At 46.4% G+C, this 15,692-nt stretch carries 18 protein-coding genes; 2 read left to right on the top strand and 16 right to left on the bottom strand.

From position 1 onward, the window contains the following. Positions 1-165: 165 nt before the first annotated feature. The 6 genes from ACAN55_RS16045 to ACAN55_RS16020 form a co-directional block, all read right to left on the bottom strand. Entirely contained in the window at positions 166-1,512 is a 1,347-nt protein-coding gene (locus ACAN55_RS16045) for a sensor histidine kinase (RefSeq protein WP_379134781.1), read from the bottom strand. After that, a complete protein-coding gene (locus ACAN55_RS16040) occupies positions 1,502-2,173 on the bottom strand; it encodes a response regulator transcription factor (RefSeq protein ID WP_379134779.1) in 672 nt (223 codons plus the stop codon). The genes ACAN55_RS16045 and ACAN55_RS16040 overlap by 11 nt, the downstream gene beginning before the upstream one ends. A gap of 166 nt (positions 2,174-2,339) precedes the next feature. Further along, complete coding sequence (locus ACAN55_RS16035) at positions 2,340-2,861, bottom strand: hypothetical protein (RefSeq protein ID WP_379134776.1); 522 nt, start codon at positions 2,859-2,861, stop codon at positions 2,340-2,342. A gap of 165 nt (positions 2,862-3,026) precedes the next feature. Further along, entirely contained in the window at positions 3,027-3,470 is a 444-nt protein-coding gene (locus ACAN55_RS16030; protein WP_379134773.1) for a GNAT family N-acetyltransferase, read from the bottom strand. A 40-nt stretch (positions 3,471-3,510) separates the two neighbouring features. Next, a complete protein-coding gene (locus tag ACAN55_RS16025; RefSeq protein ID WP_379134770.1) occupies positions 3,511-4,047 on the bottom strand; it encodes an ATP-binding protein in 537 nt (178 codons plus the stop codon). 64 nt (positions 4,048-4,111) lie between these two features. Continuing rightward, positions 4,112-4,708, bottom strand: a complete 597-nt coding sequence (locus tag ACAN55_RS16020; RefSeq protein WP_379134767.1) for a TetR/AcrR family transcriptional regulator — start codon at positions 4,706-4,708, stop codon at positions 4,112-4,114. 120 nt (positions 4,709-4,828) lie between these two features. On the opposite strand from ACAN55_RS16020, the gene ACAN55_RS16015 reads away from it, so the two are divergent. Further along, entirely contained in the window at positions 4,829-5,833 is a 1,005-nt protein-coding gene (locus ACAN55_RS16015) for an acrylyl-CoA reductase family protein (protein ID WP_379134764.1), read from the top strand. A 70-nt stretch (positions 5,834-5,903) separates the two neighbouring features. Here the strand turns inward: ACAN55_RS16015 and ACAN55_RS16010 are convergent, their stop codons facing one another. The 10 genes from ACAN55_RS16010 to ACAN55_RS15965 all read right to left on the bottom strand — a co-directional run bounded on the left by ACAN55_RS16010 (position 5,904) and on the right by ACAN55_RS15965 (position 14,164). Beyond that, positions 5,904-6,641, bottom strand: a complete 738-nt coding sequence (locus ACAN55_RS16010; RefSeq protein ID WP_379134761.1) for a cupin domain-containing protein — start codon at positions 6,639-6,641, stop codon at positions 5,904-5,906. Between the two features lie 129 nt (positions 6,642-6,770). After that, positions 6,771-8,360 carry a sensor domain-containing diguanylate cyclase gene (locus ACAN55_RS16005; protein ID WP_379134758.1) on the bottom strand — a complete coding sequence of 530 codons (1,590 nt, stop codon included), beginning with the start codon at positions 8,358-8,360 and terminating at the stop codon, positions 6,771-6,773. A 227-nt stretch (positions 8,361-8,587) separates the two neighbouring features. After that, positions 8,588-9,622 carry an HD-GYP domain-containing protein gene (locus tag ACAN55_RS16000; RefSeq protein ID WP_379134755.1) on the bottom strand — a complete coding sequence of 345 codons (1,035 nt, stop codon included), beginning with the start codon at positions 9,620-9,622 and terminating at the stop codon, positions 8,588-8,590. 200 nt (positions 9,623-9,822) lie between these two features. After that, on the bottom strand, positions 9,823-9,975 hold the full coding sequence (locus tag ACAN55_RS15995) for a DUF2809 domain-containing protein (protein ID WP_379134752.1): 153 nt from the start codon (positions 9,973-9,975) through the stop codon (positions 9,823-9,825). 224 nt (positions 9,976-10,199) lie between these two features. Continuing rightward, positions 10,200-10,676, bottom strand: a complete 477-nt coding sequence (locus tag ACAN55_RS15990) for an NUDIX domain-containing protein (RefSeq protein ID WP_379134749.1) — start codon at positions 10,674-10,676, stop codon at positions 10,200-10,202. 105 nt (positions 10,677-10,781) lie between these two features. Beyond that, entirely contained in the window at positions 10,782-11,357 is a 576-nt protein-coding gene (locus ACAN55_RS15985) for a putative ABC transporter permease (protein ID WP_379134747.1), read from the bottom strand. 164 nt (positions 11,358-11,521) lie between these two features. Then, positions 11,522-11,704: a hypothetical protein gene (locus ACAN55_RS15980; RefSeq protein WP_379134744.1), complete on the bottom strand. Its 183-nt coding sequence runs from the start codon at positions 11,702-11,704 to the stop codon at positions 11,522-11,524. 196 nt (positions 11,705-11,900) lie between these two features. Then, complete coding sequence (locus ACAN55_RS15975) at positions 11,901-12,077, bottom strand: hypothetical protein (protein ID WP_379134741.1); 177 nt, start codon at positions 12,075-12,077, stop codon at positions 11,901-11,903. Between the two features lie 76 nt (positions 12,078-12,153). Further along, on the bottom strand, positions 12,154-12,831 hold the full coding sequence (locus ACAN55_RS15970) for an NAD(P)H-dependent oxidoreductase (RefSeq protein WP_379134739.1): 678 nt from the start codon (positions 12,829-12,831) through the stop codon (positions 12,154-12,156). A 481-nt stretch (positions 12,832-13,312) separates the two neighbouring features. After that, on the bottom strand, positions 13,313-14,164 hold the full coding sequence (locus ACAN55_RS15965; RefSeq protein WP_379134737.1) for an AraC family transcriptional regulator: 852 nt from the start codon (positions 14,162-14,164) through the stop codon (positions 13,313-13,315). 75 nt (positions 14,165-14,239) lie between these two features. On the opposite strand from ACAN55_RS15965, the gene ACAN55_RS15960 reads away from it, so the two are divergent. After that, entirely contained in the window at positions 14,240-15,586 is a 1,347-nt protein-coding gene (locus ACAN55_RS15960) for a glycoside hydrolase family 30 protein (protein WP_379134735.1), read from the top strand. The last annotated feature ends 106 nt before the right edge of the window (positions 15,587-15,692 follow it).

Here is a 15,692-nt window from a genome sequence, read left to right as displayed (position 1 = left end):
CCTGGCCCACTGAAATGAACGGGACTTTTACCTTTCAAAGGCACTTGCGGTTACCCCTCTCCGCGTCTTGCAGCACAAAAAAACAGCCGCCTTATAGGGCAGTCCCCCAAGAGCAACTGTTTAAGGCCAGCTGTTTTTAACTAGATTTCACGTTTCAGCACGATTTCAAACTCTAAGTATAATTTCAAACTTAGCCCCGCTGGTAAGCGGTGACGAAGCCTCGATGGTTCCACCATGCCCCTGTACAATAGCCTTCGTAATCGCAAGGCCAATGCCGGTGCCACCTTGTTCGCCTTTGTAGAACCGCTCAAACACCAGCTTCTCCTCACCAGGTTTAAACCCCTTACCGTCATCGGTACACGTGATCACAACCCTATCACCCTGCGGAATCACCTTCAATTGTACTTTGGAACGCGCATAACGGATTGCATTACCCACAATATTAACGAAGACCCGCTTCAATTTATCACGATCGGCAGTACATACCGCTGCAAGGTCGCCTTTTACCGATAAGCTGATTCCTTCCTGTAACGCGAGTCCCTCGAGTCCTGAAGTAACTTCACTAATTACATCACCTATCTCAACCTGCTCAAAATGATAGACATCCTTCACCCGGTCCAGCCGTGTCAGATAAATCATTTCGTCCACCAAAGTTTTGAGCTGCTGGCATTCATGAATGATCACATCAAGGCTGGCATTCATCTCACCGTCCTTGACGATTCCATCCTTTATCGCTTCTGCATTTCCCTGGATCGCCATCAGCGGCGTCTTCAGTTCATGCGAGGCATTTTGAAGAAAGTCAGTCTGTAATTTATCATTGCTGCGTAATTTCTCAGCCATATCCATAAAAGACGCTGACAGCTCGCCGATCTCATCCCCGCTGTTCACTTCCGAAGCAAGATCATTTTGCTCCCGTTTCACGGAGAAGTTCTTCATGCCTGCGGTCAGATGGGCCAGTGGTTTGGAGAGACTTTTCCCGAGTACATAACCGATCAGAAGAGCGAGCAGCCCCCCAAGAACCATACTGACCAGTTGAGCGCGGAGAAATAAACCATTAATCCCCGTAATATCGGCGATTTGGATGCCCATTACGACTTCACCTTTTACGGCCCCGTTAGCCCCTTGTATCACTTTACGCTCAATCAGATAACCATCCGGTATCCTTCCTGCCCGCATGTCGAGCATATCGGAATCATTCAGAGTGGTGTTCTTGTAGAGCACCCGTCCAGCTTTGTTAAGCACAATAATCTTGGTATCGAGTAGTCTTCCAGCTAGCCGGAACTCTTTTCTCCGCTCCACACGCTCCGCTAAGCTGTTTACTGACAATAAGTCACCCGCTGACAAGGAACTGAACAGCTGATTAACTTCCTGTGTTAACTGCTGCCTTGCCTCTTGAATCAAATAACGCTGGGATAGAATACGAAAGGACACTGCTGTTACAACGACCAGAGTCAAAATAAGGACAAGATTACTCAGTTGAAGCTTCGTACTAATTCTCAGGTTACGTATCAAGACGGTAGCCGAACCCCCAAACTGTAGTTATTTGGACGGTAGACCCGGCAGCTGCTAACTTCTTACGGACCCGTTTCACCAGGTCATCCACCAGACGGTCCTCTATAACGGAATCATATCCCCATATCCTCGTCAGCAGCTGTTCACGGGTAAAGGGTAAATTACGGTTAACCGCAAGAAATTCGAACAACTCGTACTCCTTCACGGTTAAGCGTATTTCTGCGCCATCCTTTTCCAGAAAGCGGCGGTCCTGATACAACATTAAATCCTGCAGCTGAATGGCTGTGGAGGGAACCGTTTTATCCAATCGCCGTAAAATATTCTTGATTCTCACCACCAACTCCCGCGGACTGAACGGTTTGGTCATATAATCATCGGCCCCAAGCTCTAGTCCCAGGACCCGGTCCATTTCTTCCCCTTTGGCTGTAACAAAAATAATCGGAATATCACTGGTACGCCGGATTTCCTTGCACAGCTCAATTCCGTTGATGCCAGGCATCTGAATATCGAGAACCAGCAGATCCGGACGAAGCCGTCCAAGCTCTGTAAGTACCGTCTCACCGTTCATAAATACCGTTGCTTTATAACCTTCATTCTCTATATATTTGCACAAAATATCTCGTATACTTTTCTCATCATCGACCACAAAAATATGCTTCAACGGCAACATCCCCCCATATATCCAATATTATATCACTACATCGGATGCCGCTCTCAAGGATAAATAATATGTGAACAAACTAGATTCTACATTTAACAAAAGGAAGCCGACCGCCAAACCCGTCTGCTCCCTTTAACCACACTGTTGTACTAATACAAGCTATCCTTTATTCCAATACAGAGATCACTTCATCCATAAGTTCAATCTTCTGCTTCAAATTTGCGTTAACCTCCGAGAGCACCGCGCTTGCTTCACTTAGCTCATTGTGAGCGAGAGCTGTATCATTATCCTTGTTCGCCGTCCGGAATGCAGACAAATGACTCGCAAATTGTTCCATCAGATCTCCGTTCGCCTGATTCAACACTTTGATATCAGCCTGAATCGTTTTAGCAGCCTCGAGCGCTTCATCATTGCCGCTATCCTTTGCAGCCAGGGTCAAATCCAGAATCACATCCTGTTTAGCAACTACTTGTGATTTATACTGGAGACGCTCGGCACGCAAGCCGTTGATAATATGCAGATCTGCATTATATTCGCGCACTTTCACCACAGCCGCTTCCTTCTTAATCGTCGCCTTCTCCTCAACTTTGGATTTGACTGGCACCGTAGCCGTTTCCGCCGCGAATGCGCTCCCCATTCCCCCAACCATCATAAAACCAATCATCATTGCCGCAATTTTCTTCTTCATCGTCATTCTCTCCTTCAGTTGTTGTGTTCTTACAGCCCAAGTATAGGAAGAGAATATAGTAAAAAAGGGACAACTTTGTATGAAAAGTGTGTGAAAATGAAAAAGGCTCCGCATCTGCGGAGCCCTGAATATCTACCTATCCCATCCTGTTATGATCGCTATGTACTAATGAGATATCAAATGCTTGCGGTAACCCTCTACCTTCTCATCCCGGAAACCCAAGGACTCGTAGAAGACATGCGCATCCTTCCTGCGTTCACTGGAGACCAATATGATGTAATAACAATCTTTATCCCGAGCAATCTGCTCGATAGCTCTCATTAAGAGCTTGCCAACACCTTGACGGCGTGCCCGGGATGAAACCACCACATTCTCAATAACCATAAACGGCCGGCAATCGCCGACGATATCCTGACATACAATGCCCATGACAGAGCCCAGCAGTTCACCATCGACAAAGGCACCAATTACACTGTAGCGGGCATCGTCCTTGATACTCTTAAAAGCTTCTTCCAGTTTCAAGGGATCCGTACGTCTGTCAATCAACTCACTGTACAAATCATTTAGCGCTTCCAGCGACTCAAGTCCAACTTCCTGAATAGTGATCATGAATATAACCCTTCCTTCAGTTGTAGTATCCTGCTTAACTCTAACCCTTCTTCACACAATCCAGCACTGCCTGGACACGTTCCATAACACTGAAATCTCCCTCTAAGCGCACAACAGGACATTCCAGCCGGGACATCCATTCCTCATGCAGCGTCCTGCTTCTGACCTCAAGCCCGGCCGTATCATACAAAGCAGCCCACTCCATAAAAGCTTGTCCCTCTTCATATTTGCTTCCGCCCGGCAGAATATCTTCGCCATATCTTTCATATTCTCTTGCCCGTAAACGTTCCAGCCTGATCTCTTGCGGAATCCACAAGAAGACAACAAGATCAAAAAGGGGGCGTAGACCATCTCCCCAGCCGCAAACCGCACCGGACAGAATCCAGGGCTCCCGGTCACGCAAATCACGTTGAATCCGGTTAAGCCTCACTTCAACCTCTGTAGGCTGCGTATATTTATGCTCCCAATAATAATCATCACTGTCTACATGAACATGAGGCAACATCTTGGCTAACTCCTTGCCTAAAGTCGTAGTCCCCACGCCAGAAGCTCCCAAAATATGTATTCTCGACTTCATGATCGGTCCTTTCGACAACAATAATATTCTCCGCTAACTATTATTTTCTGGGAAATAAAAGTGATTAATCGCACAGTACCTTCATTATAGCTGTGAAACATGATTCTTTAAAATCGGCATGAAGCTCATCCTGTTCCGTCATCAGCCACTGAATCAGGCAGCCATCAATAATGGCGCGGATGGTTGGAGCCGATTTCTCAGGCAGCAATTCCTTGGAGAAAATTCCTTCTTCCTGCCCTAGCTTGAGAACTTCCCTGCTTATCGCTGCACAGTTATCATAGAACCGCTGATTGATCTCCCTATAGACCTCATTTCGGCTCGCCTTGGCTAAGAAATCCAAGTACACCCTGTAAAAGGACCTGTTCTTCTCGGGTGATACAAAAGCGGAATCGATATACGCCCGAAGCTTGCCGGTTGCTGTAGTTTGTTTCTGCACTGCAGCATATTCCTTCTCGAATATTTTGGCAGTCAGCCACTCCAGCAGCTCCACCAGTACCGCTTCCTTGTTCTCAAAGTAATAATGGACCACACCTTTGCTGACCTTCGCATGGTCGGCAATAACCTGCAGGGTTACAGAATCATACCCGAGCGTGGAAAGCGCCTCAAAAGCGGCAAACAGAATTTGCTTGCGTTTTTCCTCGGATTTCTTGTACCGAACCATAATACCTCCGCTATTTATGTCAATAATGTCCATTATATCATAGACAGAAAAAAGTTGACCAGTCAGAATAAATACTATATAAAGAACTTACACACTATTTGGTAAAAAGGAGCTTCCTTCATGACAGAGTCATTTCAAGCCTTGGTAGTAGATAAGACAGATTCAACTTTCTCAGTCGCCCTTCAGTCCGTTAAACTTGAGGATTTGCCTGCCGGAGAAGTTGTAATTAAAGTAGCATACTCCAGCGTCAACTATAAAGACGGATTAGCCAGCATTCCAAACGGCAAAATTCTTCGAACCTATCCCTTTATTCCCGGTGTCGATATTTCAGGCATCGTCATTTCGTCCAGCGATGACCGCTTCCATGAAGGACAGAAAGTAATTGCTTGCGGGAATGAAATCGGCGTTTCCCATTTCGGGGGTTATAGTGAATATGCACGTATTCCGGCTGATTGGGTACTACCGCTTCCGGAGGGCATGACTCTAAGAGAGGCCATGATCTATGGAACTGCCGGTTTTACTGCCGCCTTATCGATTCAAAGACTTGAGGAGCATGGTCTGGCAGCAGATAAAGGCAAGGTATTAGTAACGGGCGCAACCGGCGGTGTCGGTGGAGCGGCAATTGCCATGCTTGGCACAAAAGGTTATGACGTAGTTGCGAGCACCGGTAACTCGGAAGCTGCCGAATACTTGACTAATCTGGGAGCAGCAGAAATCATCTCCAGAGAAGAGGTTACCGGGACTGCCATTAAACCTCTGGATAAACAGCTCTGGCAAGCAGCCGTCGATTCCGTTGGCGGAAGCCCTCTTGCTGCAGTGTTAAGCAAAATTATTTATGGAGGCTCTGTTGCCGCAAGCGGCTTAACGGCAGGAACTTCAGTTCCAACGACAGTGATGCCGTTTATTCTTCGCGGTGTGAATTTGCTTGGAATCGATACTGTATACTGTTCCGCCGAGACTAGACAACAGGTATGGACCCGTATGGCTAGCGATCTGAAGCCTGAGCGGCTTGAAACTCTCGTAGACCGTGAGGTTACACTGGAACAATTGCCGCAGGCACTGGCGGATATTCTGGAAGGCAAGACACTTGGCCGGATTCTTGTCCGGGTCAATGGTGCAGAATAATGCCTCTCCTCTAAAGTAAATAAAGCCTCCCAGCCTGCGCATTAGGCGCATGTAGCCGGGAGGCTTCTGTTTATTGTTCTGGATCACCTGGATTCGAGCGGTACGGCTCTTGGACATAAGGCTGCTGCCGGTATTGCTGGGCATAACCTTGAGCAAAGTAGCCTGGCATAGACGCCGCTCCATATCCATACCCTGTTGTCATTTGCGGAATCATATAATAAGGCTGTGGCATTGCATTCATTGCACCCATTGGCATTGCATTCATTGCGCCGTGTGCCTTACCTGGTTCACAACAGCCTACAGGTGGGCCGATTACAGTGGTTTCTTTAATCGGTGCTAAGGCTTCCTTTACCTTGGTTTCATCGAGGCAGTAGGTGTGAGCAAGTACATTAGCTGGTGTTAAACTCAGGATATCTGAGCCATAGATGGTCTCGGGAATAGGCGCATTGAAGATCGCCAGTAAATGCGTATGATCCACTGTAGCCACTTCATAATGCCACCAGCCCTGCGGTATGTTCACAACCTGACCCGGGCATAGCAGGAAATTCAGCAGTTCTTTGGTGAATGGATTGAGAAGAGACACTACTGCCGAACCGCAAATCCCATAGACCAGTTCCGAAGCGTTCTGATGATAATGCGGCTCGACCACATTTGATTTACTGAGGTAAATATCCAGCAGTGAGAGGTTATCCAGTGTATTTAGCTGTTTGATGGACAGCTCGTTCAAGAAGTTAGCGGGATCCTTTTTAAAGACGGTATTGCAGCTTAAATCGTAAGTGAATTGCGTTTGAGGTGAAGTATAATCCATATAAGAGGTCACGGTACATTCCTACCCTTCCGTAATGGGCAATGGCTGCCCTTGTTTGGAATAGGATATGTATCCGCTTATGCCCAGGTGCAGGTTTTTTCAAAACAGTTATTTTTATGGATACCGGACTTAACGCTCATTCCTCAGGGAAGCAACCACCGTGCGGTTTCTTCCGGTTTCTTTCGCATGGTAAAGGGCCTGATCTGCTAATTGGAACAACGATTCTGAGGTCTCCGCATGAACTGGGAATTGGGCGATACCTTGGGATACGGTTACTTGCATCAAATCTTCCATCTCTTCTATCGACACCTTTTTGCGGATTCTTTCGGCTACCCTGTAGGCTTCCATAGCTGTGGTATTAGCCAGCAGAATAACAAATTCCTCCCCGCCATATCTGCAGCACATATCCCCCGGGCGAACAGATGCCGTGATTACACGTGCTACATGCCTTAATACATCATCGCCGGAAAGATGCCCGTAAGTATCGTTGAGAACTTTAAATTTGTCGACATCCATTACGATCAGTGAGAAACAGTACCCGTCATCAATCCATTGGTTCATTGTATTCTCAAGGTTACGCCGATTGGACAATCCGGTTAGTGAATCGGTTTGTGCTTCCTGGGTTAACAGATCCGCATGCTTTTGAAAATCAGCAATAGCCATGAGTACAGTTGAAGTCAACAAATCAGCCTCGCGGTTCCAGTGGGGTTTCTTCTCATGAAGTACGATGTCTTCTTTATCGATCCTACTCACTAGATTGGCCAAATCGGCAAAGGGCCTCGCCAACTCGCGCGCAATCAAGATTACACCCAGCAGTAAAATCACAAAAGGAATCAGCATAAACCACAAAATAGACTTAATGTGCATCTTTAATTGCTGCTGCATCACACTGACCGGCGAGACCATAACTACACCCCAGCCACTCGTGGGAACACTGGAGTACCCTGCCAGCATTTTCTCTCCCCTCGTGTTTATGACTGTCTCCTCACCGCTTTTACCCATCACAAGTTTCTGAACTACACTATTAGAGTTCACATCCTCTCCGATACGGCTGCTATCGGGATGGAAGATCAAGTTGCCGTTGGAACCTACCACATAATAATAAGATCCAAGTTCGTCTCTTGTGTCACTGCCAAATATCATGGTCAATATATTGCGATCGTGAAGATAAATCGTACCCCCGATAGCTCCCAAGTAATTTCCGGATTTATCCAGTATAGGCTGACTCATATATACGATTAACCGTCCGGTGGAAGCGATGAACGGCTCGGAAAGAAAGGGTTCCTTGAACATATTCACTTCAAGCCCTGTTATTTCATTAATAGATACGCCAACAGTTACCAGGTTTCCCGGATCCACATTTTGTAGCTTTCCATTCTCATCAATAATCAACATCGAATTGAAGTAATTGCTGCTATTACGAATCATTTCTAATGCATTGTTTCTTTCGTCCTGTGTCATACTGCTCTTCTCGGCGAAGAATTCAGCAGAGCTCATCAGACTAGCCCTCATTGACCGGAATAAAGAATCAATCGTTTGGCTCATTTTATTAGCATTGGAATAGTTCAAATGTAGGGTCGTATCGATCAGGGACTCCCGCTTGGATTCATAAGAAGCAATCAGAAGAATGGAACTGGTCAGCAATACAGCAAGGGATACCAGGCCGATAAGCAGCGTAGTAAGACTCAACTTTCTTCTTTGCCCTTTTTTAATCTGCATTTGCATACCTCCCCCTTGATTTGCTCTTATAACTCTTTTTTCGACATAAGTCGTCAAAATTCTTAGTTATTTATAAACAAAATTTTAAAGATTATGAGAACCAAAAAATTACAACTGATGAAATAGCCGAATTTGTATTGTTAACTGACCTCTTTTTCATAAAAAATGGAGTACAGACTGCTTTTTCAGCGCTGTACTCCATTTATGATTACGATCTATCGGATTAATTAAATGAATACTTCATCAACTGTTATCTTGCGATCCTTTGACAGATCTCTAAACTGGTTCTCCACCTTAACCAGCGGCTTAAACAGATCAGTGGGATTGTTCATCACAATGATTCCCTTTTCTCCATTACTAAGCTGGACATTTTTACCGATAAAGCTTGGCAGCAGGTTGCGGATAAGCACCTGTACCGTTTTGGCGTGAAGTTTCCCGAATCCAAGCTCCTCCACCTGTCTCAAGACGGTAATCAGACTTTGCTTGCTCTTATAGCTTCTTGAGGTTACTAAGCCAACATAGATATTGGCTGCGGCAACTACGCGGGTATATGAATGGATCTCCCGATGATTAATGCCTTTCGGATAACCCGTGCCATCCTCAAATTCATGATGCTGAAGCGCCACCAGAGCGGTAGTCTTATCTTTCATCGATTTCAAGATAACCTCATACCCGTAATTGGTATGCCGCTTTAGCTCCTCCTGATCCTCAGGAGTTAAGATTTGTTTATTCAAAATAGACGGTTCAACCTGACTTTTACCGATATCATGCAAGTATCCCGCACGGCTAATCTCCATGCATTCCTCCCCGGTAAATCCAAGCCATTTCGCTAGATATAAGGACAACAGACCGACTTGTAAAGAATGATTGTAAATAGTTGTGTCTTCCAACCCGAGCATAAGAAGAAGTGAAACCACATCCCTTTGTTTGTCCAGGCTCTCCAGAAGGGGCTTTAATGCATCATCCACCATAGATTGAGTGAATTGTCCGGTTGTTAATGCTTCTACAAATATCGATTCGTAACTTTCCAGCGCACTATCTAAATTCCCCTTAAGCAGACTTTGCTGAAATGTAGCGCTCTCCCTGAGCGCGGTAACCGTACGGTTCTCAATATCAACATAATCTATGCTATGCTGAATCAGAAGTGCGATTTCCACAGTTCTTACCATTGTCCCCTGCGGAAGCACATGCAGACCTACCTTGTTGAACGTATCTGCCAGAAGACGATCACCGGGTTTAAGATCCATAACGTGAACTTTCAAGACTCAGCACCTTCTTTATGTATTAGAATATTTGAAACTAGCAAAGATCCTCTCAAATACTATTACCCTAGTTGATATGATCATAACCAAATCCCGGTATCGATACAATAAGGTGAAAGTCACGCGAATCTAGGCTTAATGGTTCAAAAGATAGAGGCTGTCCGTCTGCTTCTCTTTCAATGTCCTGAAAAGCTGCGGCTTTATACCCTAGGGGAACTCCTCGAACAGACTAGATCAACTGCTGCCGAGCAAATGATGCCGACAGCATACCTGAGCAGATCACTCCATAGGAACCCATGACCGAGAATCAGGCCTCCTGGGAACGTAGCTCGGATACTGTTGATCCATTCCACCTGATACAACTGGCTTGGTCAGCCACACCCGAAATGAGAAATAGATCATGCATGCCCAGAGGGCATTACCAGCATGTTCCACTAGGAAGAGCGGCAGATGCTGTCCATAAATTCTCGAGCCAAGTCCAAGTAGAATAACAAGTAGCATTGCACCAATATAACTTAGTCTGAGGATTCGAATGCTTTTATCGTAATATCTTTTAACCACGTTTGTGTGATTGTAATTATTCATAAATGACTGGGTTTAGTGTGTCATCGAATTGCCGGAATATTTCAAGTGGATAGGGAATGGTGAACTCCGGCAATTCTTGATCCCGGAAAAACCGAAGTTCTTCTGCCTCTCCATCCTCTGATCTCAAGTTGCCTTTGACAATCGAGCATTCATAAACGGTGAACACATATTCGACGTGATCGCGGCTTTGATATATGTACCTGAATTTCTCGCCACCGAATACCCCAAGGATTCTGACGGGGTTAACCATAAGTCCCGTCTCTTCGAACACCTCACGCCGCAATGTGCGAGGCGGTGTCTCCCCCGGTTCAATCGCTCCAGCCGGCAGGGCCCAAAGAGTCTCCCCGCCTTTACGCAAGAATAAGATTTCTCTCTCCTCATTCCGTATGACCGCCGCTACAGATGGAACCATAAGCAATTCTGTCCCCAGTTTCTCTCTTAATCCGCGGTAATAATCAGATATCGGCAAGATGCAGCACTCCTTTGATATGGGGTGTATTTTCCATATCATTACATTAGAAGATCCTACTGCGTTTGGCAACCAGCCAAATCTGCTCACCTACAGAAGTATGCCTTAAATTTGCCCCTCACCTAGCCCCACTCTCTTATCTCCCAAGCGCCGGGTCCAACAGGTCCAAACCACATCTGCTATAAAATAAAGCAGAGCTACCGGAAACAACAGCTCCCACAAAGACTCACTAATCCGGTACAGAAGTTCCATCAGCGGATGGAGTCCGAACAGGCATGCTGATGCAAGTCCCCACCAGTACACTGAGAACCGCAGACAAATATGTCCGTGCAACTGATAAGGCATGGAGGAATAGTCCCACCACTGTTTATGAAATAGACTCTTCAGCAGCCAGCCACTCGCATACTCAACCCCTGAAGGCACAATCAGCGCCAGGAGAAGCAGCAGGAGTACCGGTAATCCGATCTCCATACCAATCAACAGCAGTAAAGGTGCAAATCCATACATAGGTTTAAAAGGCCCTTTGAGGAACCCTTCCTTACGAAAGTTCCCATTGCTGTACTTATTGTAGCTGCCTTCCAGAACCCAGCCCAGAAAAGAATAACTCAGAAAAAAGAAAAAGTATCTTCCTGCCACTGCGACAGGTGTGTACCCTTCCAGAGAAACAATTGGTGAAATCATGTTCTGCTTTCGCCTCCCGTATGCCATTAATCTTGTAGGCACGTACCCGGGATATAGTATGTCTGCTTAAAATGTGAACTATGCAAAAGGTCAGACCCGGAACAGAAAAAGACATGACCCGATAGGTCATGTCTTCAATAATATCGCGCGGAAACTCCAAACCTTTAGGATTTATGCAATTCTTTAGGATGAGCTAACAACGGCTGATCAACATCTTGCTTTCTTAACGTCTCCAGCTTCAAGTCACTACGCACACCAAAGTCCGATCCGTACTTCTTCTCAAGATGTACTGCAATGGCATCACCGCGTTTCTGCCGATACCGGCCGTTCTCATTTCGACTGCGCATATCAATTCCTCCCCGCAATATGGATTGCCTGAGACTGCGACGATCTTCGAGAATTAAAGGGTGATGAGGTTGTACATAACTTCATTATAATGTATCTAGAGTGAGGTTCTCAAGACTTGTACGCCCAGCTACACTAATATCACCTAAACAAAAAAACGAGGCTGCCCTGTTTGGACAGCCTGTTCTTACGGATCATCTATTTCTTGCCGGGAAGCGGATCGGGATGCGCCGATTCCGCCGGTTTAGAAACCCAGTCATCAGCTTCCGGTTCAATATCCACACCGTTCTCCATCTTCTTGATTTCCATCAAAGAGTCACCGTCTTTATTCTCTTTGTTGCGGATCTCCGCTTCATCTTGGGCTTTGTCTGACATGAGAAGTCCTCCTCTGCACAGTCTGCGTATTGTGTTACCTAGTTATAGTTACCAGATAAGTTGTTTAGCAAACATATTATACCCATTTCACCACATCACCCATCAGTTGCCGGGTTTTCCCGCGGGGCTCTTCCAAACGGTATCCGAAAGCGGCCATACAGGCAATTCCGAAATGCTCTGGATCCAGAAGACCTTCGCTAGCTAAAATTTCTTCGATCTTAACTTTGTCAAAACCTTCAATCGGGCAGGAATCGATTCCGATCAGTGCGGCAGAAGTCATCATATTGCCCAGGGCAAGATAAGTCTGGCGACAGGCCCACTCGAACATTGCCCGTTCATTCTCCTGCAGCCTAAACTTTTCCTTCAGAAAAGTATCGTAGACTTTGCCTTTCCCCTCTACAACTTCTGCAGGCAGCTGCTGAACATCCTCCATCATATGTCTGATATATTCGGAATCTGCAACCATATCTATAGGCAACCGGGTTAACAGAAGCATAAAATGGCTTGCCCCCGGAAGTTGTCTTTGGGCACCAGAGGCGTATGGAATCAGCTTTTGACGCAGCTCCTTGTTCTGAACGACGACAAACTGCCAAGGTTCAAAGCCAAAAGAGCTGGGTGACAACCGCCCTGTCTCCAGAATAAATTCAAAGTCGGAGTCGCTGATCTTTCTACTGCTGTCGAACTCTTTAGTGGCGTGTCTGAACCGGAAAGCGGACAAAACTTCCTGTTTAATGGTTTGCTTCAATTTTTCCATAGTATTCTCCCTTTCAAAGCCCTTTTCAAAAACCCAAAACAAAGTTACCCCATTATATCATACAACCTGATGGTCATTTCCCTTCACGGACAGCCGGTACATTTCGATAAGAATAGCTCATGATTGCTAGTGCAGCTTTTATCGAAAAGGAGTGGTCAGCAAGGGAAAAAGAATTCGTATCCGTGTATCCCTGTGCTATGAGCCACCAGTTTTACTTAACAATGAAATCTCCTTTCATTCCTACCGCATCACCAGGGATTTAATTGGATTATCGCGCTGGCAGCAGGAGCTGACTTCGGCTGATTGAAGGGCTAGTCATGGCAGAATAGTGTCGACCACTGGGAAGAAGCGATATACCGGTACCTGAAAGCTTAGAGTCTGATCCTGAGGTGCTGTAATGCACAAATACATGCCGTTTCGGATGAAACGGCATGTATTTGATGTGAGTGAGGCATAGATGTGATTAATTGGAAGTCTCAGCTTATTCCCTGTTACGATAGGCCCCTGGCGCCACACCGTATCGCTCACGGAATACCCGGTGAAAATAAGTATAACTTCCAAAGCCCGTTTCCTCGGCAATCCTCTCCAGTGTGTAGTTGGAATTATCCATGAGCTGTAAGGCTAATGCCAGACGGATTTGACCCGCATACTGCATAATAGAATACCCGAATTGAGCTTTGAACAGGTGTACGGCTCTGGTTACGCTGATGCCGGCATGGCCAGCGACATCCTCCAGACGGAAGGCAGAGGTGGAATGCTCCTCAACATAACTTTTCATTTTGAGTGCAAGCAACCGGGAAGCGGATGATGTAGCCGGTGCTTCTTCGATCGCCCGGTCGAGCAGCAGACATAATGCCCTGAACAATGCCTCAAGAATTTCCGGGCTGCCGCCATCGAGCCTTCTAGTCTCCAGAATAAGCTGCTGCCACACACTCCGCAGTTTGCCGTCATCCACAATCCGGACCTTGGTTGGTCTGCTCCGTTTCTCCCACCAGCTATCCACCCATTCCCCTGTACACATTACATAGTAATCTGCGCTGATACCAAGCGGACTCTCTTTCTCTCCGATTCTCAGATCGTAGACATCTCCCGGCCTGAACAGCAGGAGATCACCGGGGACGATGCTAACCATTTCACCTTGGATGAGCGCCTCGCATTCCCCTTCCGCCTGAAGCCGGATGATATAGGTGTCAAGCCCCTCACGGTATAACGCCCGAAATGGCTGTGGATGCCGTGAGAAAGCACTGAGATGAATATGTACACTGCTGGATTCCAATAAATGCACCTCTCTCTTTTTTCGTTCGATGACCAGATTGTTGAGGTTCTTAGCCATATTGTTTCTTTAAAAGGATATCGTATTCCTTCTATAATGAGTATGTAAAATATGTGTAGGAGGTTATTAAATCATATGAGTAAAGACATCGTTCGCGTAATTCAGACAGCCAAAGAAACCGGAGACCGGTTATCTGAAAAGCAATCTCTAACGTTCGTACCAGATGTAAATGAAAAGGAAAACGAACTGATTAATATTTTCGAAGACCTGGAGTATCAGGAAATTGAAGGCTTTGGCGGTGCGCTTACCGAAGCTTCTGCCGTTACTATTGCTAAACTTAGCCCTGCCAAACAGCAGGAAATTATTGATGCTTATTTCCACCCGGAGAATGGTATCGGATATACGCTGTGCCGCTCGCACATTCAAAGCTGTGACTTCTCGCTAGGCAACTATGCTTATGTGGAAGAAGGAGACGCTGAGCTGAACACCTTCAATATCTCCCGCGATCATGAAACCATTCTGCCGCTGATCAAGCGTGCAGCAGATGCGGTAGGTTCCGATTTCCGTCTGTTCTCTTCACCTTGGAGCCCGCCGGCTTTCATGAAGACCAACGGAGAGATGAACAAAGGCGGCAGCCTGAAACCGGAATACAGAGAAGCTTGGGCTAATATCTTCGTGAAATACATTCAGGCCTACATCGCTGAAGGTGTCAACGTCTGGGGTGTAAGCGTACAGAACGAAGCTAAAGCCGTACAAATTTGGGATTCCTGTGTATACACTGCTGAAGAAGAAAAGGATTTCGTCCGTGATTATCTGGGCCCTGCCTTGGAGAAAGCCGGATTGTCCCATATTCAAGTGTTCATCTGGGATCACAACAAAGAACGCGTATATGACCGTGCGAAGGTTGCCTTCGAAGATGCGGTTGCTTCCAAATACATTGATGGAATTTGCTTCCACTGGTATTCCGGCGATCATTTCGAAGCTTTATCTGCTGTGCATGACCGATTCCCTGACAAGAAGCTGTTCTTCAGCGAAGGCTGTCAAGAAGGCGGCGTCCACCTTGGTTCCTGGAACACCGGTGAACGTTATGGGCATGATATCATGGGCAATTTGAATAACTGGATGTCCACCTGGACAGACTGGAACATCGTGCTGGATGAGCAAGGCGGACCTAACCACGTTGGCAACTACTGCGATGCGCCAATTATCGGCGACACCCAAACTGACGAGATCACTTTTGAAAGCTCCTTCTACTACATCGGGCATTTCAGCAAGTACATCCGTCCAGGTGCAAAGCGCATCGGCAGCTCCAAGTATACCGACAAGCTGGAAACTACTGCATTCAAGAACACAGACGGTACGATTGCCGTTGTCGTCATGAACCGTACAGACAATGAACTTCCGTTCACGCTTCGCTGCCGCGGGCAATTGGCAGAGACTTCGATTGTGGGGCATGCAATTCAGACGCTGGTGTTTAAGTAAGGATTTGATTGAGCTTGTGCTAGGCTGGGCGGAAGGAACTACGGTGAATGTTTGGACTTTCGGCCGCTGTTGTGTTCAGATTTCTTGATTTAACCGCTCTTCGCGG

The organism is Paenibacillus oryziterrae (assembly GCF_042610485.1).
Taxonomy (GTDB): Bacteria; Bacillota; Bacilli; order Paenibacillales; family Paenibacillaceae; genus Paenibacillus_AQ.
This window is presented reverse-complemented; position numbering and strand designations above follow the sequence as displayed.